A 25,175-nucleotide genomic window follows, 5' to 3' on the forward strand; every position below is an offset into this window, starting at 1 on the left:
CCGTCTGCTAGATGCCGACCTCGAGATTGACCGGCCGCGTGAAGGTGTTGGCGACCGGCGACCATTTCTTCACATGGGCGACCAGCGCGTTGATCTCGTCCGGCGAGATGCCCTCGCATTCCATGTCCACCTTGACGCGGACATCGGTGAAGCCGACCGGCTTGTCGGAGGTGTCACCGGTGCCCCAGACCGCGGTGATGTTGAGATCGCCTTCGAGCTCGAGCTCGAGCTTGTTGACGATCCAGCCGCGGTGCACGGCGTTGGCATGCAGGCCGACCGCAAGGCACGAGCCGAGCGCGGCGAGCGAGGCTTCCGACGGATTGGGCGCGGTGTCGTCACCCAAAAGCCCCGGCGGCTCGTCGACGATGTAGGGCGGCAGGTTGCGGATATAGTTGGCGTGGCGGAATTTGCCCTCCGCGACCGTCTTGCACTTCAAGGTCTTGATGACCTTCGGATTTGCCTTGCCGTTGGCAATCAGTTGCTCGAGCCCGTTCTTGTCGATGGGCGCGAGGCACCCCGTCAGCACTGTCTTCTGAACGACGGCAGTCATCAATCTTCTCCCTGGCAGAAGTGGAAATCGGCAGGATACCGAACGGTCTGTTTCCTTGCATGGAGCGTGCCAGATCTCGCGAAAAACAAAAGGCGAGGCTTTGGAGCCGCTTAAGCGTCGCTGCCTGCAGATTGGTCAGCCCACTCCTGCTCAAAGGCGGAGCAGACGCGCGCGCGGATGCGAATCTTTTCGGCGCCGAACAGATGCGGCTTGCTGATGCGAGGCGGCTGCGATTAAGTTGTCGCTCATGGCAAAGCCGTCATCGAAGAAGAATCCGCCCCACGCCGCTGCCGGCGACGACGAATCCGCACGCGGGCGCCTGCTCAGCGCCGCAACGCATCTGTTCTGCAAGAACGGCATCAACGCCACCGGCATCGATGCGATCATCGAAGAGGCCGGCACCGCCAAGACCACGCTCTACAAATTGTTCGGCTCCAAGACCAGCCTCGTCAACGCGGTGCTGGAGAGCGAAGGCAAGCAATGGCGCGAATGGTTCATCGGCGCCATGGAGCAAGGCGGCGGCGATGCGCAGGCGAAACTCACGCGCATCTTCCCCGCGCTGAAGAGCTGGTTCGCCGAAGAGCGCTTCTACGGCTGCCCCTTCATCAACGCCGTCGGCGAGCACGACAAGGATGCCAAGCAATTCCGCAACATCGCGCTGAAGCACAAGAAGATCGTGCTCGGCCACATCGAGAAGCTCGCCGGCGAGCTCGGCTCGGCCGAGCCTGCAGTGCTGGCGCACCAGCTCGGCCTCATCATCGACGGCGCCATCGTCGCCGCCATGATCTCGCGCGATCCGGGCGTGGCCGATACGGCAGCGCTTACGGCGGGCCCCCTGCTCGGCCAGGCGAAGACGAAGAAGAAGCGGGCGGCGGAGCAGTTGGAGACCGTGTGACGGTTCTTGCTTCGTAACGGGGACACTGTCCCGGATTGCGCTGCGCTCCATCCGGGCTACGATGACTTCGTAGGGTGGGCAAAGGCGCGACGCGCCGTGCCCACCATTCCGTCTCAACTGTAAGCTTTGATTTGCCCGCCTACGGACCCGTCCGCTCGATCAGCGGCTCGCTCGCAGCGCGGCAAGCTCGACGTCGGCGGCCGACTTCTCGATAAAGGTCCTCGGGCAATCGGCAGCCGCCTGCTCGAACAGTTTTAACGCCTCTTCCCTGGAGCCGCTCTGCAGGGCTCGCTCGGCAATATAGAAATTCGCCTCGCAGACCTGCCCCTTCTTCTTCGCCGGGTCGGCATCGTCCGCTGCGCTGCGCACTTGCTCCGGCGTCGTCGTACCCAGGAAGAGGTTGACGACCGGCGCGGGCCATTTCGTCGCGTCGAGCCGCTTTGCAGCCTCGCTCAGCCGGCTCGGTTGGTCGCTGCGCCTTGCAACAATTTCGCGCCAGATGACTGGATAGGCACCTTTCGGATCGAGCTCGATCGCCTGATCCAGATCGGTCAACGATTGGGCGAAGGAAGCGGTCTGCCAATAGAGCCTCGCACGATGAAAGTAGGCGCGCGCATCCTTGGGATCGAGCTGCACGAGTTGATCGTAGTCCTCGAGCGAGCGGCCGAAGTCCCCCTTGGCCTTGTACGCGTTGGCGCGGAGCCCGAATGCATCCTTATCCTTGGGGTTGAGGCGTATCGCGTCATCGAAGTCTGCGATAGCGCGGTCAAGCTCCCCTTTCGCGTGGTAGGCCCCACCCCGAGCGCGGAGCACGGGGCCATCCGTGGACGCGAGCGCAATCGATTCACCTGCGACGGACGCAGAAATGGGATCTGCATCCTGACCTTGAAGCTGACTCTGCCGATCGCCGGTGTTTCCTTGACCCTTATGTGCCAGCTGGATCACCTGATTGTAATCGGCAATGGCGCGATCGTAATCACCCTTTTGAAAATAGGCGACGCCCCGGCAACCATAGGCAGACCGGCTCTGTGGGTTTAGCTCGATGATCCGGTCATAGTCGGCGATCGCGCGGTCGAGTTCACCCAGTTGAGAAAAGGATTCGGCTCGGAAGTAGTAAAAATTCTCGCTTCTGGGTTTGATCTGGATGGTTTGATCCAGTGCGGCCAACGCGAGCTCTCTCTTACCCTTTGCGAAGTAAACTCGACCGCGGCACAATTGGCCTCCACCGTTTTGTGGGCTGATCTCGACCGCACGATCGCAGTCAGCCATGGCCCGATCGGGATCCCCATTCCGGACGTAAGAGAGGCCTCGTTCGACATGCGCTATGACATTGTCCGGATGAATCAGAAGGGCCTGATCATAATCGGCGATGGCACGGACGAAGTCGCGTCTCGCCGAATAGACGTGAGCACGTCCGATATAGGCGTAGGTATTCTTCGGATCGAGCTCGATCACCTTGGCATAATCAAGCAGCGCAGCCTCGGGCTCTCGCTTTTGGATCAGCGCAGAAGCCCTCGCGATGCGGGAGTTCAGATTGCCCGGATCGCGCTCAATGATCTCGTTGTAGTCCGCTATCGCAAGGTCGATCTCGCCCTTCTGGCGGTAGAACATGGCGCGGCGGAAGCGCGCCATGACCACACCTTGCTGCATGCCCGTCCCCGCCGCCTGAATGATGGCGGTGCAGCCTGCGATCCTGTCATCGAGGCTGAAATTGCCGACCGCGTTACACTTGGAAGCCAACGGCATTTCCGCGCGAGCGCCTGATATTTCGAGCAAGGCCGTCAGCGCCACTACACCGAAGCTTGCTGCCGCACGAACTCCTGCGCGGCCGATCCTTCCAAACATGCAGTCCCCACTCAATTTCCAGAGACTTCATAGCAACCAATCTTGTCTATGCACAGCCCTTGGTTGTGCACTTGCAGGCGACGGGTCCGTGCGGCCCGATGCTCAGGCCGACTTGGCCATCATCCCCTGAAGCCGCACCAGTTCCGCCTCCAGATCACCGCTCCACATCCACTGCCCTAATGTCGAGCACGCGACGCGCCTCGAGCCGTGTCCGCCTACGCCTCGGCGATCTGCAACAAGGCCTCGCGAAAAGCCAGCGCGGCTGGTCCGAGCGGCTGGTCCAGCCGGTGCGCGAGATAGGCTTCTGCGGCAACCTGGCTGCGCCGTCCGAGGGCGGTGGTGGCAAGGCGCACGAGGCGCCTTTCCCTCAGATCGCGCTCCACCAGCCAGAACGGCAGGCGGCCCCAGCCGAGACCGGCGAGAATCATCGCATGCTTGGTGTCCTGATTGGTGACCCGGCAGGTCTGGGGCGAAAGCACACCGAACATGCGCCCTTCCGTCAGCGGCGTCGGATCGGACAGAACGATCTGCAGATGATCGGCCAGATCCTGAAGGCTGATCCTGTTGCGCGATTGCCGCCTCGCCAATGGGTGATCGACGGAAACGACGGCAACCTGCTCGACCGACGAGATCGCCTCGAGTGCGATCCGCGGATCGCGAAAATCCTCGCCGACCACGATCGCAAGCGAACTGCGCTTGTCGATCAGCGAGGCGATCGGTCCACCCAGCGGCTCGACCGCAAGCCTGATTGAAACCGAGGGATAGGCAGCGCGCATCTTCGTCAATGCTGCGCCGACCATGCCGATCGGAAACAACGTGTCGATTGTCAAGGAAAGCTCGAGCTCGACTCCCTCGCCAAGGCCCCGGGCTCTCGCCCGCATCGCATCCACTCTGAGAAGAATGTCACGTGCGTTCGCGAGCAGTGACTGTCCCTCAGGCGTCAGGACTGGCCGATGACCCGTGCGATCGAACAGCGCAACACCGAGTTCGGCCTCCAGATTGGCAATGGCATGGCTGATGGCGGACTGAACACGGGACAGCCGAGCCGCGGCCGAGCGGAAGCTCCCGCATTCCGCCACCGTCGCGAATGTTCGCAACTGATCAAGAGTCAGCAGATCCAGCATGATCTATCCAATCGATCAAACTCATCGATCTTATCGCGCTACCGCTGATCAAGCACAGACCTATTTTGGCTGCTACTCACCTGAGAGAGCGAGGAAGCAAAATGACGAAGGTCCTGGTGCTGTACTACTCGTCTTACGGTCACATCGAGACGATGGCTGAAGAGATGGCCCGGGGTGCACGGGAGGCCGAAGCCGAAGTCGCCATCAAGCGCGTGCCGGAAATTGTTCCCGACCACGTCGCGCAGAGGGCCGGATACAAGCTCGATCAACGCGCCGACACCGCCGCCGTGGCCGAATTGCCGGACTACGACGCGATCATCCTTGGCACCCCGACGCGTTTCGGGAACATGGCCGCGCAGATGAAGAACTTCCTCGACCAGTGCGGCGGCCTGTGGTTCGAGAACAAGCTCGTGGGCAAAGTCGGCAGCGTCTTCACATCGACGGGCAGCCAGCATGGCGGCCAGGAAAGCACCATTCTGTCCGTGCACACCGTGTTGCTGCATCTCGGCATGGTCGTGGTCGGGCTGCCCTACACATTCAAGGGACAGATGCGCATGGACGAGGTCACCGGATGCTCGCCCTACGGCGCATCGACCCTCGCCGACGACGGCAGCGGCGGGGATCGTCGTCCAAGCGCCAACGAACTGGCCGGGGCACGCTTTCAGGGACGCCATGTCGCCGAGATCGCTCGCGCCCTGGCCGCTGGGCGGCTCACGGAGGCGGCCTGATGGCGGCGGCAGCACCTGCCTCGTCCTTGCGAGATCGGCATTGGCATGTGGTGAGCATCGTCGTGGGCTCCGGCGCCCTCGCCGCGATCCAGGTGGGGAAGGCTGCGATCGCCACGCCCATGCTGCAAAAGGATCTGGGCCTTGACCTCGCCGCTGCCGGCTGGCTGACCGGGATCATCGCTGTTCTCGGCCTGTTGGGCGGTATCCCTGCCGGCTCCCTCGTCGCCCGCGCCGGAGATCGGCGAAGTCTCATTCTCGGCCTCGGGCTGCTCATCCTTGGCGCCATCATCGGCGCGCTCGCAACCGACTATGCGGTGCTTCTCGCATCGCGCATCGTAGAAGGCTCAGGATTTCTTCTGATCATTGTTGCGGGTCCGGCGATCCTGAACAGAGCAGTCCCGTCCGGGCAACAGGACGTTCCGCTTGCCCTGTGGAGCTGCTTCATGCCGGCCGGCATTGCGCTCGCGATGCTCGTCGGAACGTTCTTCAGCGACTGGCGCGCACTGTGGTGGGGCAGCGCCGGTCCTGCAGCGATCGCCATCGTGGCCGCGTGGATGAGTATTCCGGCCGCTCCGAAGCGCACCCCGGCATCGTGGCGACGGACGATGTCCGATGCCGTGTACGTGGCGGCAAGCAAAGGCCCGCTTCTGCTGGCCGGATGTTTTGTCCTCTACAGCCTGATGTTCTTCGCGCTGTTCAGCTTCCTCCCGGTGCTGCTGATGGAGCGGATGAACATCCCCCATGGCACTGCCGGCATGCTCAGTGCTCTCGCCACCGCAAGCAACATCACCGGGAATGTCGCTGCCGGCTACCTGCTCGCGCGCGGTGCCCGGCGTTCAGTGCTGATCTTCGCGGCCTGTCTGGCCATGGGCTTTTCAGCTCCTGGCATCTTCCTGCAGATCTTCGGCGATACGCCCACGCTTCTGCTGTGCATCCTGTTCGCTGCGGTCGGTGGCCTGATGCCGGCCGTCCTGATCTCATCGATCCCCTTGCTCGCGCCATCCGCCGCACTCATTCCTGTGGTCACCGGACTGGTGATGCAGGGCAGCAATCTCGGCCAGGTGGCCGGACCTGTCGCGGTCGGAAGTGCCGTTGAGGCCTATGGGTGGACAGCCGCACTGGCCATCATCCTGATCGCCGCGCTGCTTGCCGCCATCGTCGCCGCATCCGTCCGCTTCGATGACGCCCCAGCCCGCTGAGATTCTACTGTCCCAACATCCCGGCAAGCCGCACCAGCTCCGCCTCGAGATCGCGCTCCACATCCACGGCCCGGATGTCGAGCACCCGATAGTCGCGCGCCTCGAGCCAAGTCCGCCGTCCCGCGCGATCGGCCGCAATCGCCTCCCCCTCGCCCGGGTTCACCAGCTCGATCGCGATCCGGTGCGGGAAGGAGACGAAGTCCGGGATGTGGCGCCCCACCGGGGTCTGGCGTTTGAACCCACCTGCGAAGCGGCGATCACGCGTCAGCGCCTGCCAGAGCAGGCGTTCGGCGTCGGTCGGGTTGCGGCGGAGCAGGCGGGCAAGGCCCCGCACGGTCGAGCCGCTGTCGGGCACACCGCCGCCCTGCCCGTGCTCGGCCAGCAGCGCGCGCAGGCGCGTGGCTTGCTCGCCGTCGAGCACGCCGCCCTTGGCCGGACCCTTGCGCCCCTCGGCGATCGCCATGATCACGCCGTGCAGCGTGTGCATGTCCTGCTTGGTCGGCTCCATCCGGGTGAAGATGTTGCGCAGGTTCACCAGCATGGTGTCGCGCTTCTCGGCCGGGCGCAGGAACTCGACCTTGTCGAGCTCGCGCACGAGATTGTCGAAGAAGGCCTGCATCTGGTGCTGCGAGGCGCGCTCGGATCTTTCAGGCATGGCGTGCGGCAACGCGCCCGACGTCGCACGCTTGAACCACTCATAGCCGACCAGCAGCACGGCCTGGGCGAGGTTGAGCGAGGCAAAGCCCGGATTGACCGGGAAGGTGATGATGCGGTTGGAGAGCCCGACCTCCTCGTTGGTCAGACCCCAGCGCTCGCGGCCGAACAGGATGCCGGCCCTGCCGCCGGTCGCGACGTGACCTGCGATCTCGGCCGCTGCGGCCTCCGGCCCGACCACCGGCTTGGCCTGGTCGTGGGGACGTGCGGTGGTGGCGAACAGGAGGTCGAGGTCGGCGACCGCCTGCTCGACCGTGTCGAACAGCTGCGCCTTCTCCAGGATATGGTCCGCACCGGCCGCGGCGCGCTGGGCCGCGATGTTGGGCCAGCCGTCCCGGGGATTGACGATGCGCATCCGGTCGAGGGCGAAGTTGCCCATGGCGCGCGCGGCCATGCCGATATTCTCGCCGAGCTGCGGCTCGACCAGGATCACGATGGGACCGTCGAGGGAAAGGCCCGCTTTGCTCTTGTCAGTCCCCGACATCTGCTTTCGCTTCCACTCTTCGTCTCAAGGCCTTGGCAAGGCCGCCTTAGGAATTGATTCAAGCGGCCCCCACGACCGGGCCGCCTCGCGGTCTGTCGTTTGCCTGTCCTGACAAAATTCTCAAGGGAAATAACGACTTGGATTCGACTTTTGAATCTCGCCCGAAACGGGCCCGAAGGCCGGGCCGAGGCCCGGCCGGCCGCTCCTCGCCTGCGCAAGCTGGATGAGCTAAAAGTGCATAATCCCTTGGCTTTCGCCCGCTGCTATCAGGTGCTAAGAGGCGGCGGATATTCCCGTGGCGCGCCGAAAGCGCCGTTCCCAAGAGGCTTCCCCGATCATGGCAAAAATCAAGGTATCCAATCCCGTCGTCGAGCTCGATGGCGACGAGATGACCCGGATCATCTGGCAGTACATCAAGGACAAGCTGATCACCCCGTTCCTCGATGTCGAGCTGCTCTATTTCGACCTGGGCATGGAATACCGCGACCACACCAACGATCAGGTGACGATCGACGCCGCCGAGGCGATCAAGAAGGTCGGCGTCGGCGTCAAATGCGCCACCATCACCCCGGATGAAGCCCGGGTGAAGGAGTTCAATCTCAAGCAGATGTGGAAGTCGCCGAACGGCACCATCCGCAACATCCTCGGCGGCGTGATCTTCCGCGAGCCGATCATCTGCAAGAACGTGCCGCGCCTGGTTCCCGGCTGGACCAAGCCGATCATCATCGGCCGCCACGCCTATGGCGACCAGTACCGCGCCACCGACATCAAGTTCCCCGGCAAGGGCACCCTCTCGCTGAAGTTCGTCGGCGAGGACGGCACCGTGATCGAGAAGGAAGTGTTCAAGGCGCCCGGCGCCGGCGTCGCGATGGAGATGTACAATCTCGACGATTCCATCATCGACTTCGCCCGCGCTTCCTTCAATTACGGCCTGCTGCGCAATTACCCGGTGTACCTGTCGACCAAGAACACGATCCTCAAGGTCTATGACGGGCGCTTCAAGGACATCTTCCAGGACATCTTCGACCGCGAATTCAAGAAGGAGTTCGACGCCAAGGGCCTGACTTACGAGCACCGCCTGATCGACGACATGGTGGCCTCGGCGCTGAAATGGTCAGGCGGCTATGTCTGGGCCTGTAAGAACTACGACGGCGACGTGCAGTCCGACACGGTCGCGCAGGGCTACGGCTCGCTCGGCCTGATGACCTCGGTGCTGCTCACCCCCGACGGCAAGACCGTCGAGGCGGAAGCTGCCCACGGCACGGTGACCCGCCATTACCGCGAGCACCAGAAGGGCAAGGAGACCTCGACCAACTCGATCGCCTCGATCTTCGCCTGGACGAGAGGCCTGTCGCACCGCGCCAAGCTCGACAACAACCCCGAGCTCGCCAAGTTCGCGGCCACGCTGGAGAAGGTCTGCGTCGACACCGTCGAGGCCGGCTATATGACCAAGGACCTTGCGCTGCTGGTCGGCGCCGACCAGCGCTGGCTCTCGACCACCGGCTTCCTCGACAAGGTCGCCGAGAACCTCACGAAAGAGCTGGCGGCGTAAGCTGTCCGCAATTTCGCCCGACTGGGCCAGACATGATCAAGGGCCGCGCCAAAGCGCGGCCCTTTTTCAATTCTGTGGCCCTCGCGCGGAGATGCGACCATGCCGATCACACTATGCCGGGCCGAACTGCGAGCTCGCCGACGGCAGCGCGGTGACGGGTAAAGCCGCCGGCAATGCGCCGGGCGCGACCGCAGCCGACATTCCCTGGCTGAAACTGAACGTCACCTCGCATCGCGGCAGCGGCACACTCACGCCCGTGACCACGGTCCAGCGCATCAACACCCATGGCGGCAAGCTCGACGGTGCCTGCGACAAGGCCGGCGAGTTCAGGAGCGCGCCCTACTCCGCCGACTACGTGTTCCTGAAGAGGGCTGAGCGCTCGCCAGTCCGGTAGACATTGAGCTAAGCGCCCGCCATCGCTTTTTCGATCGCGCTCAGGGCCTCGGAGGCCTTGGCGCCATCGGGCCCGCCGGCCTGGGCCATGTCGGGCCGGCCGCCGCCGCCCTTGCCGCCGAGCGCCTCGGAGGCGATGCGGACCAGATTGACCGCGTTGAAGCGCGCGGTGAGGTCCTGCGTGACGCCGACCACAATTCCGGCCTTGCCGTCCCCGGTGACGCCGACGATGGCGACGACGCCCGAGCCGATCTGCTTCTTGCCGTCGTCGGCGAGGCTCTTGAGATCCTTCATCTCGATGCCTTCGACCGCACGCGCCATCAGCTTGACGCCGCCGGCCTCGCGCACGCCCGACGCTGCGCCGTTGTTGCCGGCTGCGGCGCCGCCGCCCATCGCCAGCTTCTTGCGGGCATCGGAGAGTTCGCGCTCGAGCTTCTTGCGCTCCTCCATCAGCGCCGAGATGCGCGCCGGCACGTCGTCGAGCGAGGTGCGCAGCTCGTTCGCCGCGATCTTCGCCAGCGCCATGGTGTCGTTGGCATGTTTTCGCGCGTAGTTGCCCGTCAGCGCCTCGATCCGGCGCACGCCGGAGGCGACCGCGCTCTCGCTCGTGACCGTGATCAGGCCGATATCGCCGGTGCGCTTCACATGGGTGCCGCCGCAGAGCTCGACCGACCAGCCGAGCGCGTTGGCGCCGCGCTCGCGCGCGGTCCTGCCCATCGAGACGACGCGGACCTCGTCGCCATACTTCTCGCCGAACAGCGCGCGCGCGCCGGCCTCGCGGGCCTCGTCGACGCCCATGACGCGCGTGGTGACCTCGTCGTTCTCCAACACCACGTCGTTGGCGATGTCCTCGACCCGGGCGAGCTCCTCAGCCGTGATCGGCTTCGGATGCACGAAGTCGAAGCGCAGCCGGTCCGGCGCCACCATCGAGCCGCGCTGGGCGATGTGATCGCCGAGCACCTGGCGCAGCGCCTCGTGGATGATGTGGGTCGCGGAGTGATGGGCGCGGATGGTCGAGCGCCTGGAATGATCGACCTCGAGCTGCAGCGCCGTGCCGAGCTTCACTTCGCCACTCTCGACCGTGCCGATATGGACGAAGAGATCGCCGAGCTTCTTCTGCGTATCAGTGACGCGGACCTTGATGCCGCCCTCGCCCGAGAGCACGCCGGTGTCGCCGACCTGGCCGCCGGACTCCGCATAGAACGGCGTCTGGTTCAGCACGATCGCGCCGGTCTCGCCGGCCTTGAGGCTCGTCACCTCGGCGCCGTCCTTGACCAGCGCCGAGACCACGCCCTCGGCGCTCTCGGTCTCGTAACCCAGGAATTCGGTGGCGCCGAGCTTCTCGCGCAGCGGGAACCAGATCGCCTCGGAGGCCGCCTCACCCGAGCCCTTCCAGGACTCGCGCGCCTTGGCCTTCTGGCGCTCCATCGCGTCGGTGAACGCCGCCTGGTCGACGCCGATGCCGCGCGACTTCAGCGCGTCCTGCGTCAGGTCGAGCGGGAAGCCGTAGGTGTCGTAGAGCGTGAAGGCGACGTCGCCGTCGAACATGTCGCCCTTCTTTAAGGACGCGCTCTTCTCGTCGAGGATGGCCAAGCCGCGCGAGAGAGTCTTGCGGAAGCGGGTCTCTTCCAGCCGCAGCGTTTCCTCGATCAGCTTTTCCGCGCGCATCAATTCCGGATAGGCCTGGCCCATCTCGCGCACCAGCGCCCAGACCAGCCGGTGCATCAGCGGCTCATTGGCACCCAAGAGCTGCGCATGGCGCATCGCCCGGCGCATGATCCGGCGCAGCACATAGCCGCGGCCCTCGTTCGAGGGCAGCACGCCGTCCGAGACCAGGAAGGCGGACGAGCGCAAGTGATCAGCGATGACGCGGAACGAGCCGACGTTCTGCTCGTTCGGTCCGCTGCCGAGCGCGGACGAGGTCGCGTCGATCAGGTTCTTGAACAGGTCGGTCTCGAACACGCTCTCGACGCCCTGGAGGATGCAGGCCATGCGCTCCAGGCCCATGCCGGTGTCGATCGAGGGACGCGGCAGATTAACGCGCTCCTCCTTCGTCACCTGCTCGTATTGCATGAACACGAGATTCCAGAATTCGAGGAAGCGGTCGCCGTCCTCTTCCGGCGATCCCGGAGGACCGCCCCAGATGTGCTCGCCGCGGTCGATGAAGATCTCCGAGCACGGGCCGCACGGCCCGGTGTCGCCCATCGCCCAGAAATTGTCCGAGGTCGGGATGCGGATGATGCGGTCGTCGGAGAAGCCGGCGATCTTCTTCCACAGGCCGGCCGCCTCGTCGTCGGTGTGGTAGACGGTGACGAGCAGCTTGTCCTTCTTCAGCCCGAACTCGCTCGTGATCAGCTTCCAGGCGAGCTCGATCGCGCGCTCCTTGAAGTAATCGCCGAACGAGAAATTGCCGAGCATCTCGAAGAAGGTGAGATGGCGCGCGGTGTAGCCGACATTGTCGAGGTCGTTGTGCTTGCCGCCGGCGCGCACGCATTTCTGCGAGGTGGTGGCGCGCTGATAGGGCCGCTTCTCGACGCCGGTGAAGACGTTCTTGAACTGCACCATGCCGGCATTGGTGAACATCAACGTCGGGTCGTTGCGCGGCACGAGTGGCGAGGACGGCACGATCTCGTGGCCGTTCTCGGCAAAGAAGTTCAGAAAGGTCGACCTGATCTCGTTGACGCCGCTCATGTTCATCCAATCGGTATGCTTGGGCCCGCTTTTCGCGGTCCAAACCGGACCGTTGAGGCTGATATCTGCGGGCCAAAGCGCTTTTAGACAAGGCCAGCTTCGCTGTCCAGAAACTGTGCAGAGAGATCAGAGGGTTGCCGCAGGCGCTCAATCCCCTTGCAATCCCGTTGGATAGGGCGCGCGGACGCGTTGACAGGCTTGGCTCCCCTGTGGTCTCTACCCATCTGTATCGTACGGCCACGTCGGGAGAGACCGGCACCTGGTAGCCGGCGCCGAAGGAGCAACCGCCCCGGAAACTCTCAGGCAAAAGGACCGCGTGGCTTTGACAGCATCTGGAAAGAGGCGCCGACGGGTCTAGGCCCGGACAGCGTCCGCCGACGGGATAATACTCTCAGGCACAGCGACAGATGGGGCTTCGACTGGTGTCCATCGGGGAATCCTCCCCGGGGAACCGCCGAGGGCCCTCAAGATGCTAGCGCACGACCAAGACTCCCTGAAACGCACCCCCCTCTACGACCTCCATGTGTCCCTAGGGGGCAAGATGGTGCCGTTCGCGGGCTATGACATGCCCGTGCAGTACCCCGCGGGCGTCTTGAAAGAGCACCTCCATACCCGCACCAAAGCGGGCCTGTTCGACGTCTCCCACATGGGCCAGCTCGCGCTCCGGCCGAAATCCGGCAATGTGGAGGACGCCGCCCGCGCGCTGGAGCGGCTGGTGCCGCAGGACATCGTGGCGATCGCCGCAGGGCGGCAGCGCTACGCCCAGTTCACCAATGACGACGGCGGCATTCTCGACGACCTGATGGTCGCCAATTTCGGCGATCACCTGTTCCTGGTCGTCAACGCCGCCTGCAAGGCCGAGGACGAGGCGCATCTGCGCGCCAACCTGTCCGACGCCTGCGTGATCGAGCAGCTTGCCGACCGCGCGCTGATCGCGTTGCAGGGCCCGAAGGCGGAAGCGGCGCTGGCGAAATTCTGTGCAGAGGTATCAGGCATGAAGTTCATGGACGCCGGCCCGCACGAGGTTGCCGGCATCAAGTGCTTCGTCTCGCGCTCCGGCTACACCGGCGAGGACGGCTTCGAGATCTCGGTTCCAGCAGGCGATGCCGAACGCCTCGCAAAGGTGCTGCTGGAAAATCCCGACGTGCTGCCGATTGGCCTCGGGGCCCGCGACAGCCTGCGGCTGGAAGCCGGGCTCTGCCTGTACGGCCACGACATCGACACCACGACCACGCCGGTCGAGGCCGCGCTGGAATGGTCGGTGCAGAAAAGCCGCCGCAGCGGCGGTGCGCGCACCGGCGGCTTTCCCGGCGCTGCGAAGATCCTCGCCCATTTCGATGGCGGCGCATCCCGCCGCCGCGTCGGCTTGCGCGCCGAAGGCCGCGCGCCGGTGCGCGAGGGCGCGCTGCTGTTTGCGAATGACGCGGGCGGCGCACCGGTCGGACAAGTCACCTCGGGCGGTTTCGGCCCGAGCCTGAATGCGCCGGTTGCGATGGGCTACGTGCCCACGAATCTGAGCGCGCTTGGCACAAAGCTCTTCGCCGAGGTGCGCGGCCAGCGACTGCCCTTGCAGGTCGCCGCCATGCCCTTCGTGAAAAACACCTACAAACGCTGAGGATTCGAAATGACCACGACGCTGTACACCTCTGATCACGAATGGCTGGCGATCGACGGCGATGTCGCGACCGTCGGCATCACCGATTACGCCCAGCAGCAGCTCGGCGACGTCGTGTTCGTCGAGCTGCCCAAGGTCGGCCGCGCGCTGAAGAAGGCCGAAGCCGCCGCCGTCGTCGAATCCGTCAAGGCTGCCTCGGACGTCTACGCGCCCGTTACCGGCGAAGTGCTCGAGACCAATGCCGAGCTCGCGGCCGAGCCGGCGCTGGTGAACTCGGACGCGCAAGGCAAGGCCTGGTTCTTCAAGATCAAGATGGCCGACAGAAGCGAGCTCGGCGGCCTCATGGATGAAGCCGCCTACAAGGCGCATACGGCGTGAGATGAAGCGAAGTCTAACCTCATGCTCAGTGTCATCACCCGCGAAGGCGGGTGATCCAGTACGCCGCGGCCCCTCGGTTCAATCCGCGCTGCTGGAGAGTACTGGATGCCCCGCCTTCGCGGGGCATGACACTGACAGCGAAATCTGAAGCGAGGACCCAATGATGACCGCGCACCGCAAGTCCAACGGCGACACCGCCACCTCCTTCGTCCGCCGCCACATCGGCCCATCGGCGCGCGATGTCACCGCCATGCTCGAGACAGTCGGTGCCAAGAGCGTCGATGCGCTGATCGCGGAAACGCTGCCGGCCTCGATCCGGCAGGCCGGCCCGCTCGACCTCGGCAAGCCCTTGAGCGAGACCGAGGCGATCGCGCACATGACCGAGCTTGCGCGTCAGAACCAGGTCTTCACCTCGCTGATCGGCCAAGGCTATTCCGGCACGGTCCTGCCCGCGGTGATCCAGCGCAACATCCTGGAGAACCCGGCCTGGTACACGGCCTACACGCCCTATCAGCCCGAGATCAGCCAGGGCCGGCTGGAAGCGCTGCTCAACTTCCAGACCATGATCTGCGACCTCACCGGGCTCGACGTCGCCAACGCCTCGCTGCTCGATGAAGCCACCGCCGCCGCCGAAGCCATGGCGCTGGCCGAGCGCCACTCGCAGGTCAAGGCAAGGGCCTTCTTCGTCGACAAGGACGTGCATCCGCAGACGCTGGCCGTGATGCGCACCCGCGCCGAGCCGCTGGGGTGGACTCTGGTCGTCGGCGATCCCCTCACCGATCTCGACAAATCGGACGTGCTCGGTGCGCTGCTGCAATACCCCGGTTCTTCGGGCGCGTTGCGCGACCTCAGGCCCGCGATCGCCGCGCTGAAGGCCAAGGGCGCACTCGCGATTCTAGCCGCCGACCTCCTCGCGCTGACGCTGCTCGCCTCGCCCGGCGAACTGGGCGCCGACATCGCGATCGGCTCGGCCCAGCGCTTCGGCGTGCCGATGGGCTATGGCGGACCGCACGCGGCCTATATGGCGGTGCGCGATGCGCTGAAGCGTTCGCTGCCCGGCCGCATCGTCGGCCTGTCCGTCGATTCCCGCGGTGCGCCGGCCTATCGCCTCGCGCTGCAGACCCGCGAGCAGCACATCCGCCGCGAGAAGGCGACATCCAACATCTGCACCGCGCAGGTGCTGCTCGCCGTGATCGCCTCGATGTACGCGGTCTATCACGGCCCCGAGGGCCTCACGCAGATCGCGCGCAACGTCCACCGCCGCACCGCCGTGCTCGCGACCGGCCTGCGCAAGCTCGGCTTCGCGCCGCAATCGGACAGCTTCTTCGACACGCTGAGCGTCGATGCCGGCGGCAAGCGCGCCGAGATCGTCGCGCGGGCAGCAAGCGAGAAGATCAATCTCGGCGTCAGCGATACGGCTCTTCGCATCGCGCTCGACGAGACCACGACGCCTGCGACGATTGAAGCGGTCTGGCGCGCCTTCGGCGGCAAGCTTGCCTATGCCGAGATCGACGCCGAGACGCGCGAGGCGCTGCCGGACGACTTGAAGCGCGGCACCGCGTTCCTGACCCATCCCGTCTTCCATGCGCATCGCTCGGAAACCGAGATGCTGCGCTACATGCGCAAGCTCAGTGATCGCGACCTCGCGCTCGACCGCGCCATGATCCCGCTGGGATCCTGCACCATGAAGCTGAACGCGACCACCGAGATGATGCCGCTGACCTGGCCGGAATTCGGCTCGCTGCATCCGTTCGCCCCGCGCGAGCAAGCTCAAGGCTATCACGCGCTGTTCGCACGCCTGGAGAAATGGCTCTGCGACATCACCGGCTATGACGCGATCTCGCTGCAGCCGAACTCGGGCGCGCAGGGCGAATATGCCGGGCTGCTCGCGATCCGCGGCTATCATGCCGCGCGCGGACAGGGCCATCGCAAGATCTGCCTGATCCCCTCCTCCGCCCACGGCACCAATCCGGCCTCGGCCGCGATGGTCGGCATGGACGTGGTGGTGGTGTCTTGCGAGAAGAACGGCGACGTCGACGTCAATGATCTCCGCGCCAAGGCGGAGAAGCACGCGAACGACCTCGCAGCTGTCATGATCACCTATCCCTCGACCCACGGCGTGTTCGAGGAGCACATCCGCGAGATCTGCGACATCGTGCACGGCCATGGCGGCCAGGTGTATCTCGACGGCGCCAACCTCAATGCGCAGGTCGGCCTTTCCAGGCCCGGCGATTACGGCGCCGACGTCAGCCATCTCAACCTGCACAAGACCTTCTGCATCCCGCATGGCGGCGGCGGCCCCGGCATGGGCCCGATCGGCGTCAAGGCGCATCTCGCCCCGTTCCTCCCCGGCCACCCCGCGACGAAGGCAGACGCGCCGGTCGGTCCGGTCTCGGCCGCGCCGTTCGGTTCGGCGTCGATCCTTACCATCTCCTACATCTACATCCTGATGATGGGCGGTGAAGGCCTGAAGCGCGCCACCGAGATCGCGATCCTCAACGCCAATTACATCGCAGCGCGCCTCGATCCGCATTTCCCGGTGCTCTACAAGAACGAGAAGGGACGCGTCGCGCATGAGTGCATCGTTGATCCGCGTCCGCTGAAGACGACGAGTGGCGTCACCGTCGACGACATCGCAAAGCGCCTGATCGATTACGGCTTCCACGCCCCGACCATGAGCTTCCCGGTACCGGGCACGCTGATGATCGAGCCGACCGAATCGGAATCCAAGGCGGAGCTGGATCGCTTTTGCGACGCCATGATCGCGATCCGCAAGGAGATCGCCGAGGTCGAGGCCGGCCGCTTTGAGATCGCAGCCTCGCCCCTGCGCCACGCTCCGCACACCGTGCACGACATCGCCGATGACGATTGGAAGCGCGCTTACACCCGCACGGAGGGTTGCTTCCCCGACGGCGTCTCGCGCACCGACAAATATTGGTGCCCCGTGGGCCGCGTCGACAACGTCTACGGCGATCGCAACCTCGTGTGCTCCTGCCCGCCGGTGAGCGATTACGCAGAAGCTGCGGAGTAGGATTTGTAGGGCGGGTTAGCCTCGCGGCTGCGCAAAGTGCAGTCCGCGAGGCGTAACCCACCTCTTCTCTCTCCACAGATACGAACAGCGGTGGATTATGCCTTCGGCTAATCCACGCTACGAATCCAACCTACGGCGGAACCAACAGCGGGCTTTCGCGATCCCACCGCCACAACCGTTCATTGGTGAGAAGCGTGCCGCCCCACCAACGTCGAATCGGATTGTGGCGACGGAAATCTTCGCGGCCTTCCAGAACCGCTTTGCCAAATTCAGTCAGCGACAACCGGCTCCGACGATAGGCGGCGTTGCGACCTCGCGCATCGTGCGGGGCGAGCGTCGCGAGTTTCGGATCGAGACCTGCGACCGCCGGCATCGGGCCCGACGCAAGCCCTTCGAGCAACGGACCCAGCTCCCACTGGTCGAACACGCGCGTTTCGAGCAGCCCGCCCGGCTGAAACAGTTCTTTTGTACGGTTGTGCCCCCTTGCAATCAGCTCGACAAGCCGCGACTCCGTCGCGCCCAATCCGGTGATTGGTGACGGCAGTTCAGCTAGCAGCGCTTCCAGAGCCGGCTTCAGGAAAGGTAGCCTGGGTAAATCCCTTGTCAGCAACCCGAAGCAAAGTTCAGGCGTCGGCGCCCGATACGCCTCCCAGGCCATGTTGGCTATCTCGAAGTCGCACTCTGCGATCTCCGATTCCCGCACCGTACGATCGCGAAGTTGCGGGCCGTCCGCTTCGCGCAGATCGAAATTGACCCGTCGCAGTCTCAGACAATGGGTGATCGATGGATGGGACCGCAAATAGTCCAGGATCCAGATCAGTTGCAATTGACTGTTAGGCTCAGGGTCGAACCACAGCTCGATGAACTCGACGCCATAGGTCTCGCAAAACCAAACCAGGCCAGTCTCCTTGTGTGCGAGACCGGTCTGAGGCAACCGGCCAACAAGATCGGACCACCGCACCTCCGGATCGCCCCTGTAATAGCCTCCCGTAAGATAGTCCTCGAGGTGGTGCGACGTAGGCAACGGCCCCCAAACGAACCGAAAGATCAACGGGACGACCATGTCAGCACGACCGGCATAGGTGAGACCAACGCCGGACGAACTAGTCAGAATCACACGCTTCATCGTCGACGCGCCCTCACGCAACACGAAACGGGCACCGAAGACGTCGGCAACTCAACGTCCTCAGTGCCCGCTCCTCGCGAAAAATTTTCGCGTTAGGTCTTACTCGTCCGCCGGCTCCTCGCCGTCGGCGTCGCGCTCCGGCGTGCCGGCGAGAATCTGCTCGGCGATCAGGCCGGAATTCTGGCGGATCGCGGTCTCGATCTTGGCGGTGATGTCGGGGTTGCCCTTCAGAAACGCCTTGGCGTTCTCGCGGCCCTGGCCGAGGCGCTGGCTGTCATAGGAGAACCAGGCGCCGGACTTCTCGACGATGCCGGCCTTGACGCCGAGATCGAGGATCTCGCCCATCTTGGAGACGCCCTCGCCGTACATGATGTCGAACTCGACCTGCTTGAACGGCGGGGCCAGCTTGTTCTTGACCACCTTGACGCGCGTGGTGTTGCCGACCACCTCGTCGCGCTCCTTGATCGCGCCGATGCGGCGGATGTCGAGGCGGACGGAGGCGTAGAATTTCAGCGCATTGCCGCCGGTGGTGGTTTCCGGCGAGCCGTACATCACACCGATCTTCATGCGGATCTGGTTGATGAAGATCACCATCGTGTTGGATTTGTTGATGGAGGCCGTGAGCTTGCGCAGCGCCTGGCTCATCAACCGTGCTTGAAGTCCCGGCAGCGCATCGCCCATCTCGCCCTCGAGCTCGGCCTTCGGCACCAGCGCCGCCACCGAATCGACCACGAGAACATCGACCGCGCCCGAGCGCACCAGGGTGTCGCAGATCTCCAGCGCCTGCTCGCCGGTGTCGGGCTGCGAGATCAGGAGCTCGTCGATGTTGACGCCGAGCTTGCGGGCATAGACCGGATCGAGCGCGTGCTCGGCATCGATGAAGGCGCAGATGCCACCCTTCTTCTGCGCTTCCGCCACCGTATGCAGCGCCAGCGTGGTCTTGCCGGACGATTCCGGCCCGTAGATCTCGACGATGCGCCCCTTGGGCAGGCCGCCGATGCCGAGCGCGATATCGAGCCCGAGCGAGCCGGAGGACACCGCCTCGATGTCCATGGAGCGGTCGTTCTTGCCGAGCTTCATCACCGAGCCCTTGCCGAACTGCCGCTCGATCTGGGAGAGCGCGGCGGCCAGAGCTTTACTCTTGTCCATGGAGGATCCTTCGACGATACGCAGGGCAGTTGCGGACATTGGGTCGTGCTCCTTATGGCGAGGATTCGCGTGAGGGACAAACGGTTGCGAGGCAGCTCGGCGATAAAAGCAATGTACCCCATTTGTTCTAGGTTCGCAATATGTTCTTTTGCCCGATTTTGACTAGACCAGGAGACAACGGAGCTGGTCGAACCGGCCATGCTGGATCGTCACGCCGTCCGCACTGCGTGCACAACTGAACAGACGCGGATCCATTTCTGGATCCTAATGCATCATCACCGCGCGGACCCTGGCCACTATCGGTGATGAGAACGCTGACCTCGCGCTCCCGCCTCCTCGCAAGGAAAGAGCGCGCCATGTTGAAGCGACGACGTTTCAAGCAGCAACTGACCCTTCAGGACCGGCTGTCGGCATGGGTGAAGCAGGTCCGCGAGCAGGCGTCCAAGCTACCTCCCGGGCCGGAGCGGGACGCGCTGCTCAAGAAGGCGCGCCAGGCCGACGTTGCCAATCATCTGAACGATTGGGTCAAATCGCCAGGGCTGCAGCCGCCGAAATAGCCGGGCCTGCGCCGGGTTCCTCGAAGCGAACATGACCGGGATCAACGACGCGCGACCGGGGCGCCGTCATGTTTCCGTAATCCTACGGCACCGAACCTTTCGCGGTCTCGGGCCTTCTGTGGGGATGGGACCGCAACTTTTGGGGATCTCTGGTCATGACGAACAACGACACGCACCACGACACGCTGAGGCGAAAGCCGCTGCTGGACGCCGCCCACGAGGAGATGGTGAAGTTCGAGCGCAAGGAAAACGAGTTCCGCAAGAAGGACCGCGAAGAGCGCGCCGCCGAGCTCCGTCTGCCGCTGAACGAGATCAAGGTTCATTAGGCACTGCCAGGACCGCCGTCCGGAGCGGGCCAGGCCCGCCCGCGATGCGGCACTCCGCTCTGTTCCTTGCCCGGAACCTCCGATCGGCATCGCCGGTCGGGGCGCCGCGACCGCGGATGCACCAGGTAGCTAAATACTACCAGCAACCCCTTGGCGAAGCGATGAAATCGCCAGGACCCGTACTGTGCATGGGGTTGTTTTGCCACTTTTGAGAGGCAAGGCGCGCCGGCGCCTTCGATAGGACGGCCCAGCACGTCAGTTCCGTCTGCAGCAGCGCCTGCTAGAGCACCGCCAGCAAAACCAGACCTATCACCAGCACGACGAAGCCAGCCGCCGTCGCGGCGGCGAATGACCGCTCTACGTTATCCATATGATGCCACCCCGTTTCCGGCGCGCCACGTTTCCCCCATGGCTGCGCCGAACGGATAAATCTTGCCGACGGGTGTGTCCGCAGTGGTGCGGACGGATGTCGAAATTGGGACCGGTACGGGGCCAGTCTGCGGCCTCGCGCGCCTGCTTTCGTCAGCCAGCCGGCTAGCTCGCCCGGCTACCGGCCGGCGCGGGGCTCCTGCTCCTCCTGCGTCAGGCGCAGCGAGAAGGCGCGGATCGCGGGCGCCGCCAGCAGCACGACCGGCAGCATCGCGGCCCATGCTATCAGCCAGGACACCATCCAGTGCCGCACGAAGAGCATCGGGCTGCCGGCGGGAAAGCTGGCGATCCCCGCCGCGATCAGCGAGGTCAGCCCGGACTGGATGATGCCGAAGACGAAATGCGAGTAGCGGCGGGGAATGCCGAGCATGAGGCGCCCATGGTTGCTTGCCCGTGATCGGCAAGCAAGGCACATGCCGTCGAGCGGATCCGGCGCTTCGATTGGAACCGCGATGCGGGACCGCCGGATGCACCCCGGCCGGGCTCCAGGAACTTTGTTCATGGTCGGAGAACCACGGAGGCGCGGGCGACATTTTTCTTGCCTGCGGAATATTGCGACGACCAACATGTTTGCAGGCACAAGAGTGAATCGTGGGAGGCGACCATGAATCACAGGGGCGTCGAGTTCACCATCGCCAAGACGGCGATTCCCGGTATCTGGCAGTGGCAGTTCCGCATTGGCGACCGAATCAAGACCGGCAAGACCGAGACCAGGATCGACCTGCTGGCGATCCGGCGCGTGCAGCTGCGCATCGACCGGGAGCTGAAGGCGATCGGGCGAAAGACGGCCTGAACCGTTTCGACCTCATGCGCCAAAGCGCGCCATAGCCAGCGTCAGTCCGCGCTGGGCAGCCGACGCATGGTGAACTCGATATCGCCGCCGGGCAATTCGCGCCAAGTCTCGACCTCGCTCATATAGCCGGCCTTGGGATAGCGGGCAAAGAAGGCCTGCGCCCGCTCCCGCGCCGCCGCGCGCGGCAGCGTGAAGGTCTCGCGCAGATAGCCGTCGCCGGCGGACTGGCCGGGCTTGCCGGCCGCCTTGCGCCGGCGCGCCATCCGCTCGGCGAGATCCCGCGGACGATCGGCCATGTCCTGCCTTCCTTGACGCACTACGCCACTGACAATGTAGGGCGCCGGCCGGATCAAGAGGAGTCCTTCCGAGGAGCATTGTGCGTCCCCGGAACGGGTCAGTTGGCGGCCGTCCCGCTCTTGGTCTTCTTCGGCGCACTGGTTGCGGCCGACGCCTTCGGCGCCGCCGGCTGCTTCGGCTGTTCGGCGCGCATGCCGCCCCAGGGATCGCTGGACGGCTTGGAATCCGGAATCTTCTTCAGCGTTTCCTTGTAGGCCTTCTCGCGCTCGGCCTCGATGGCCTTCTCCTCCGGGGACTTGCTCGGAGCATCCTGCATCAAATTGATGTTGGGCATTTGTGCGTAGGCAGGTCCCGCCAGCACGGCCAGCACCGCGGCCAAACGGAAAAGCTTCATCATCCACTCCTTAAGTCTTCCATGAGGCGCGGATCGCCCCGCGCCGTGTCATCTCGTCAGCCCGGTCACGACCCGTTGGCAGCTAGTGCCGATCCGATCGGCATGATTTGGGCGCCTGCAGCCAATCGTCCCAGATCGGACCGCATTTGGTGCACCCGCTCAGCGCGAGACCGAGCAGGCCCATGCCAAAGACGAGGATACAGCGACGCAACATCATCCACCCCTACCCAAGCCAGGCATCATATCGGGCCAAGTCAGGCATTTTCAAGCCGAGGCGGCCGGCGCCAGACCGGGTGACTTTGCCTCGCGGATGCGCGCACAATGCGGTGAAACATCCGGCAACACAGGAGAGCGCGACAGCAATGCAAACGCAGCCAGAAGCCGAGTTCGGCCCCGCCGACGCCAGTCGCATCCTCGGCGAGGTCTTTGCGCCCTGGGTCCAGGATCTCAACCTCGCGGTCGAGCGCATCGAGCATGTGCCGCGCGCGGACGACCCGGACTGGCAGCCCGGCGCGCTGCTGCGCATGCCGTTTTCGGAGCGGCTGTGCCGCAACGGCGGCGTGGTCTGCGGCCAGGCCCTGATGGCGCTCGCCGATACCGCGATGGTGATCGCGATCCTCGCGGCCAATCGCGGCTACCGTCCCATGACCACGGTCGATCAGACCACGCATTTCATGCGCGCGATCGCCGCGTCCGACGTGCTGGCGGATGCGCGCGTGGTGCGGCTCGGGCGCACCATGAGCTTTGGCCGCGTCACGCTGCTCTCGGCCGCCGACGGCAAGCCGGCCGCGATGGTGTCGAGCGCGTTCGCGATGCTGCCGGGGTGAACGCGCCCTGAAAACAAGAGAGCCGCGCGAAGCGCAAGGCTCGAGGCGGCTCTCGATGGAAATCGTGTCGGGACAGCAAGCGCGATCGCGCTTGCCGTCATTGCGCCGGCAATGTCACTTGCCGAGGATCTCGTCGGCCGCGGTGACGACGCTGACGGTCGGATTCTTTCCGCAATAGGCGCCGAACTTCTTGGCATTCTCGATGAAGATGTCGGTGTCGATGATCGCGTTGTCCTCGTCGCCCTTGTACCAGCCGTCCATCCAGGTCAGCACGACGCCGATGTTGTCCTCGCCGCTCTCGAGGAACTGCTTGCAGGTCATGGTCGAGAGGTCCCACTTGACGGCGTGGGCGGGTATCGAGGCCAGCGAGAGCGCTGCGGCGAACAAAATCGAAAGCGAAGTCTTCATCAATATCTCCATCGGCGTGTCACGCCATAAAGGAAAGGCACTTGGGTAGGCTCTTTGGGTAGGCTCTTTGGGCAGGTTCGCACGAGCGGCTCGCCGCTCCAACGTCGTAAACAAAGTCTGAAACGCCGTGCAAGTAGCGCCAGTATTGAGTTTAGTTCAACGTAATTTCTATGCACTACTTCATACTCATCGGCAGGACTGATGCAGATGATTGAGAAGCGCACATCGCAACGTCACCGTGTTTTCAAGGGCGGAAAGATCACGTTCGAAAACAGCGGCATTCCTTGCACGGTGCGAAACATGTCGGCGGGCGGCGCGGCGATCGACCTCGACACTCCCGTCATGTTGCCGCAATCGGTCACGCTCTCGATCGCCTGTGACCATTTCGTACGGCATTGTCGCACAGTTTGGCGCAGCGACAAGCGCGTCGGCCTCGCTTTCGTGCAATAGCGGGCGCGATGTGAACGAAGGTTCGCATCGCGTGCACACCACCATCATGACTGGCTCGCAATCACGCGCGTAACACCCGCGAGCGATGATGAGCCCCGCAACGTCGATCGACTCGACGCGGTCATTGGGCGGGCACTGCGCCTGCGCTGAGGCGGCCCTCAGCGCCAGCACGGCGGCGTGATGACCAGAATCCGCATTACCGCAATCCCCCACCTCTGGGGTACAAGCCAGCCCCCAATCGCGGAATAGCGATGTCCGGGTTCCGGGACCTCAGCAAATCTTGATCGGCCTGGACTTCGTCCGATCGCATTCGTGCCTATCTGTCGGCCCGCAGGGGACCTTTCACGGATGTTGCGGATCATTGCTCATGCGGCGCTGCTCATTGGCGCGCTTGCGCTCGGTGCCTGCGGCTTTGCCGACAGCCGCGCACCGGTGCCGGAATTCATGCGCATGAAGGAGCCCGAGCAGCCGCCGGAAGCGCCGCCCGACGTCAAGCGCGTGGTGCGCGAGCAGATCGACGTCGTCTTTCTCGCAACGTCCTATCCGCGCGAGGTTCACGTCGCCCCGCCGCATCGTGAGCTGCGAGGACCGGGCTGGACCGCGTGCGTCCGCGCGCAGCTCACCTCGGCGACCGGTACGTCGCTCGGCGCCCAGACCTACATCGTGACGATCAACGACGGCAGGGTCGTGGACCGCCGGCGCGCCGACGCCGACGACATCTGCGGCACGGAGACTTACGAGCCGATCTAGGAACCCGCCCCTGACGACAGGTTCCGGGAAAAACCTGTAGATGACCCGGAACGATCACCGCCTCCCCTTCTTGTTACCGCCGAGGGCAGTTTCGAGGAGGACATGATGAGGACGTTGACTATTGCGCTGCTGGCAGGCGTGGGGGCCTTGGCCGCCGCCTCGGGGGCCAAGGCTTCCGATATCTATACGACCGGCGAATACACCAATCCGGATCTCGTGCAGCAGGTGCGACTCGTCTGCGACGAGGATGGTCGCTGCTATCGCACGCGCGGCGGGTCGCGCGTGATCGTGCGCGATTCCTACAATTACATGCCGCGCGACCGCTACTATGAGCGCCGGAGCTATCATCGCCACTACGATGACGGCCCGCGCGCCGGCGTCGGCATTCGCGCGCCCGGCGTCAGCGTCGGCGTCGGCAGCTGGTGAGCGATGAAGGCTTGATGGTCGGAGACCGGGCGAGACTATTCGCC

General features: G+C 64.4%; 26 protein-coding genes and 1 riboswitch. Of the genes, 15 read left to right on the forward strand and 11 right to left on the reverse strand.

Translation table 11 applies throughout. The features are described 5' to 3' along the window. Window positions 1-7: 7 nt before the first annotated feature. On the reverse strand, window positions 8-550 hold the full coding sequence (locus I6F09_RS06880; protein WP_027576569.1) for an OsmC family protein: 543 nt from the start codon (window positions 548-550) through the stop codon (window positions 8-10). Between the two features lie 247 nt (window positions 551-797). On the opposite strand from I6F09_RS06880, the gene I6F09_RS06885 reads away from it, so the two are divergent. After that, complete coding sequence (locus tag I6F09_RS06885) at window positions 798-1,445, forward strand: TetR/AcrR family transcriptional regulator (RefSeq protein WP_225187725.1); 648 nt, start codon at window positions 798-800, stop codon at window positions 1,443-1,445. A gap of 159 nt (window positions 1,446-1,604) precedes the next feature. On the opposite strand, the gene I6F09_RS06890 is transcribed toward I6F09_RS06885, so the two are convergent. Next, window positions 1,605-3,290 carry a tetratricopeptide repeat protein gene (locus tag I6F09_RS06890; RefSeq protein WP_225187726.1) on the reverse strand — a complete coding sequence of 562 codons (1,686 nt, stop codon included), beginning with the start codon at window positions 3,288-3,290 and terminating at the stop codon, window positions 1,605-1,607. A 215-nt stretch (window positions 3,291-3,505) separates the two neighbouring features. Next, window positions 3,506-4,414 (reverse strand): LysR family transcriptional regulator, encoded by a 909-nt coding sequence (locus I6F09_RS06895; protein WP_225187727.1) that lies wholly within the window; start codon window positions 4,412-4,414, stop codon window positions 3,506-3,508. A 101-nt stretch (window positions 4,415-4,515) separates the two neighbouring features. Here I6F09_RS06895 and wrbA point away from each other — a divergent pair, with 101 nt between their 5' ends. Together wrbA and I6F09_RS06905 are read left to right on the forward strand one after the other, a co-directional pair. Beyond that, window positions 4,516-5,142, forward strand: a complete 627-nt coding sequence (gene wrbA / locus I6F09_RS06900; RefSeq protein ID WP_225187728.1) for an NAD(P)H:quinone oxidoreductase — start codon at window positions 4,516-4,518, stop codon at window positions 5,140-5,142. Continuing rightward, window positions 5,142-6,341 (forward strand): MFS transporter, encoded by a 1,200-nt coding sequence (locus I6F09_RS06905; protein WP_225187729.1) that lies wholly within the window; start codon window positions 5,142-5,144, stop codon window positions 6,339-6,341. Before wrbA ends, I6F09_RS06905 begins: the two co-directional genes overlap by 1 nt. Before the next feature lie 4 nt (window positions 6,342-6,345). Here I6F09_RS06905 and I6F09_RS06910 read toward each other — a convergent pair whose 3' ends face one another. Continuing rightward, a complete protein-coding gene (locus tag I6F09_RS06910) occupies window positions 6,346-7,539 on the reverse strand; it encodes a TrmJ/YjtD family RNA methyltransferase (protein WP_225187730.1) in 1,194 nt (397 codons plus the stop codon). 337 nt (window positions 7,540-7,876) lie between these two features. Here I6F09_RS06910 and I6F09_RS06915 point away from each other — a divergent pair, with 337 nt between their 5' ends. Both I6F09_RS06915 and I6F09_RS37520 read left to right on the forward strand, forming a co-directional pair. Continuing rightward, complete coding sequence (locus tag I6F09_RS06915) at window positions 7,877-9,091, forward strand: NADP-dependent isocitrate dehydrogenase (RefSeq protein WP_225114235.1); 1,215 nt, start codon at window positions 7,877-7,879, stop codon at window positions 9,089-9,091. Then, window positions 8,997-9,485, forward strand: coding sequence for a DUF3455 domain-containing protein (locus tag I6F09_RS37520; protein ID WP_276573855.1), 489 nt, complete (start codon window positions 8,997-8,999; stop codon window positions 9,483-9,485). The genes I6F09_RS06915 and I6F09_RS37520 overlap by 95 nt, the downstream gene beginning before the upstream one ends. Window positions 9,486-9,493: 8 nt before the next feature. Here the strand turns inward: I6F09_RS37520 and alaS are convergent, their stop codons facing one another. After that, window positions 9,494-12,175 carry an alanine--tRNA ligase gene (gene alaS / locus I6F09_RS06925; RefSeq protein WP_225187731.1) on the reverse strand — a complete coding sequence of 894 codons (2,682 nt, stop codon included), beginning with the start codon at window positions 12,173-12,175 and terminating at the stop codon, window positions 9,494-9,496. A gap of 233 nt (window positions 12,176-12,408) precedes the next feature. Continuing rightward, a riboswitch (glycine riboswitch) is annotated at window positions 12,409-12,499 on the forward strand. A gap of 145 nt (window positions 12,500-12,644) precedes the next feature. Here alaS and gcvT point away from each other — a divergent pair. The 3 genes from gcvT (at window position 12,645) to gcvP (ending at window position 17,199) form a co-directional block, all read left to right on the forward strand. After that, window positions 12,645-13,790 (forward strand): glycine cleavage system aminomethyltransferase GcvT, encoded by a 1,146-nt coding sequence (gene gcvT / locus I6F09_RS06930; protein WP_225187732.1) that lies wholly within the window; start codon window positions 12,645-12,647, stop codon window positions 13,788-13,790. A 9-nt stretch (window positions 13,791-13,799) separates the two neighbouring features. Further along, window positions 13,800-14,168 (forward strand): glycine cleavage system protein GcvH, encoded by a 369-nt coding sequence (gene gcvH, locus I6F09_RS06935; protein WP_225139749.1) that lies wholly within the window; start codon window positions 13,800-13,802, stop codon window positions 14,166-14,168. Between the two features lie 163 nt (window positions 14,169-14,331). Next, complete coding sequence (gcvP, locus tag I6F09_RS06940; RefSeq protein WP_225187767.1) at window positions 14,332-17,199, forward strand: aminomethyl-transferring glycine dehydrogenase; 2,868 nt, start codon at window positions 14,332-14,334, stop codon at window positions 17,197-17,199. A gap of 130 nt (window positions 17,200-17,329) precedes the next feature. Here gcvP and I6F09_RS06945 read toward each other — a convergent pair whose 3' ends face one another. Both I6F09_RS06945 and recA read right to left on the reverse strand, forming a co-directional pair. After that, window positions 17,330-18,325, reverse strand: a complete 996-nt coding sequence (locus I6F09_RS06945; protein WP_225187733.1) for a hypothetical protein — start codon at window positions 18,323-18,325, stop codon at window positions 17,330-17,332. A 99-nt stretch (window positions 18,326-18,424) separates the two neighbouring features. Next, window positions 18,425-19,513: a recombinase RecA gene (gene recA / locus I6F09_RS06950; protein WP_027577058.1), complete on the reverse strand. Its 1,089-nt coding sequence runs from the start codon at window positions 19,511-19,513 to the stop codon at window positions 18,425-18,427. A gap of 317 nt (window positions 19,514-19,830) precedes the next feature. Here recA and I6F09_RS06955 point away from each other — a divergent pair, with 317 nt between their 5' ends. Continuing rightward, window positions 19,831-20,031: a hypothetical protein gene (locus tag I6F09_RS06955; RefSeq protein ID WP_109145725.1), complete on the forward strand. Its 201-nt coding sequence runs from the start codon at window positions 19,831-19,833 to the stop codon at window positions 20,029-20,031. A gap of 155 nt (window positions 20,032-20,186) precedes the next feature. After that, window positions 20,187-20,357 carry a hypothetical protein gene (locus tag I6F09_RS06960; RefSeq protein WP_109143205.1) on the forward strand — a complete coding sequence of 57 codons (171 nt, stop codon included), beginning with the start codon at window positions 20,187-20,189 and terminating at the stop codon, window positions 20,355-20,357. A gap of 547 nt (window positions 20,358-20,904) precedes the next feature. Here I6F09_RS06960 and I6F09_RS06965 read toward each other — a convergent pair. Continuing rightward, entirely contained in the window at window positions 20,905-21,156 is a 252-nt protein-coding gene (locus tag I6F09_RS06965) for a DUF2798 domain-containing protein (RefSeq protein WP_109143204.1), read from the reverse strand. A gap of 234 nt (window positions 21,157-21,390) precedes the next feature. Here I6F09_RS06965 and I6F09_RS06970 point away from each other — a divergent pair, with 234 nt between their 5' ends. Beyond that, window positions 21,391-21,579: a hypothetical protein gene (locus tag I6F09_RS06970; RefSeq protein WP_109143203.1), complete on the forward strand. Its 189-nt coding sequence runs from the start codon at window positions 21,391-21,393 to the stop codon at window positions 21,577-21,579. A 41-nt stretch (window positions 21,580-21,620) separates the two neighbouring features. On the opposite strand, the gene I6F09_RS06975 is transcribed toward I6F09_RS06970, so the two are convergent. Continuing rightward, window positions 21,621-21,875, reverse strand: coding sequence for a hypothetical protein (locus I6F09_RS06975; RefSeq protein ID WP_036013009.1), 255 nt, complete (start codon window positions 21,873-21,875; stop codon window positions 21,621-21,623). Between the two features lie 98 nt (window positions 21,876-21,973). Further along, complete coding sequence (locus I6F09_RS06980) at window positions 21,974-22,270, reverse strand: hypothetical protein (protein WP_109145724.1); 297 nt, start codon at window positions 22,268-22,270, stop codon at window positions 21,974-21,976. Window positions 22,271-22,632: 362 nt separating this feature from the next. On the opposite strand from I6F09_RS06980, the gene I6F09_RS06985 reads away from it, so the two are divergent. Further along, the gene (locus tag I6F09_RS06985) at window positions 22,633-23,097 is read left to right on the forward strand and encodes a PaaI family thioesterase (RefSeq protein ID WP_225187734.1); all 465 of its coding nucleotides are present in this window, start codon (window positions 22,633-22,635) and stop codon (window positions 23,095-23,097) included. Between the two features lie 114 nt (window positions 23,098-23,211). Here the strand turns inward: I6F09_RS06985 and I6F09_RS06990 are convergent, their stop codons facing one another. Next, on the reverse strand, window positions 23,212-23,505 hold the full coding sequence (locus tag I6F09_RS06990) for an HdeA family protein (protein WP_225157039.1): 294 nt from the start codon (window positions 23,503-23,505) through the stop codon (window positions 23,212-23,214). 207 nt (window positions 23,506-23,712) lie between these two features. On the opposite strand from I6F09_RS06990, the gene I6F09_RS06995 reads away from it, so the two are divergent. From I6F09_RS06995 to I6F09_RS07005, 3 genes are all read left to right on the forward strand, one after another. Next, the gene (locus tag I6F09_RS06995; RefSeq protein WP_036013011.1) at window positions 23,713-23,955 is read left to right on the forward strand and encodes a PilZ domain-containing protein; all 243 of its coding nucleotides are present in this window, start codon (window positions 23,713-23,715) and stop codon (window positions 23,953-23,955) included. 348 nt (window positions 23,956-24,303) lie between these two features. After that, on the forward strand, window positions 24,304-24,705 hold the full coding sequence (locus I6F09_RS07000; protein WP_036027875.1) for a hypothetical protein: 402 nt from the start codon (window positions 24,304-24,306) through the stop codon (window positions 24,703-24,705). 102 nt (window positions 24,706-24,807) lie between these two features. After that, on the forward strand, window positions 24,808-25,131 hold the full coding sequence (locus I6F09_RS07005) for a hypothetical protein (RefSeq protein WP_225187735.1): 324 nt from the start codon (window positions 24,808-24,810) through the stop codon (window positions 25,129-25,131). The last annotated feature ends 44 nt before the right edge of the window (window positions 25,132-25,175 follow it).

Origin of the sequence: Bradyrhizobium sp. IC3195 (genome assembly GCF_020193585.1) — a bacterium.
Lineage (GTDB): Bacteria > Pseudomonadota > Alphaproteobacteria > Rhizobiales > Xanthobacteraceae > Bradyrhizobium > Bradyrhizobium yuanmingense.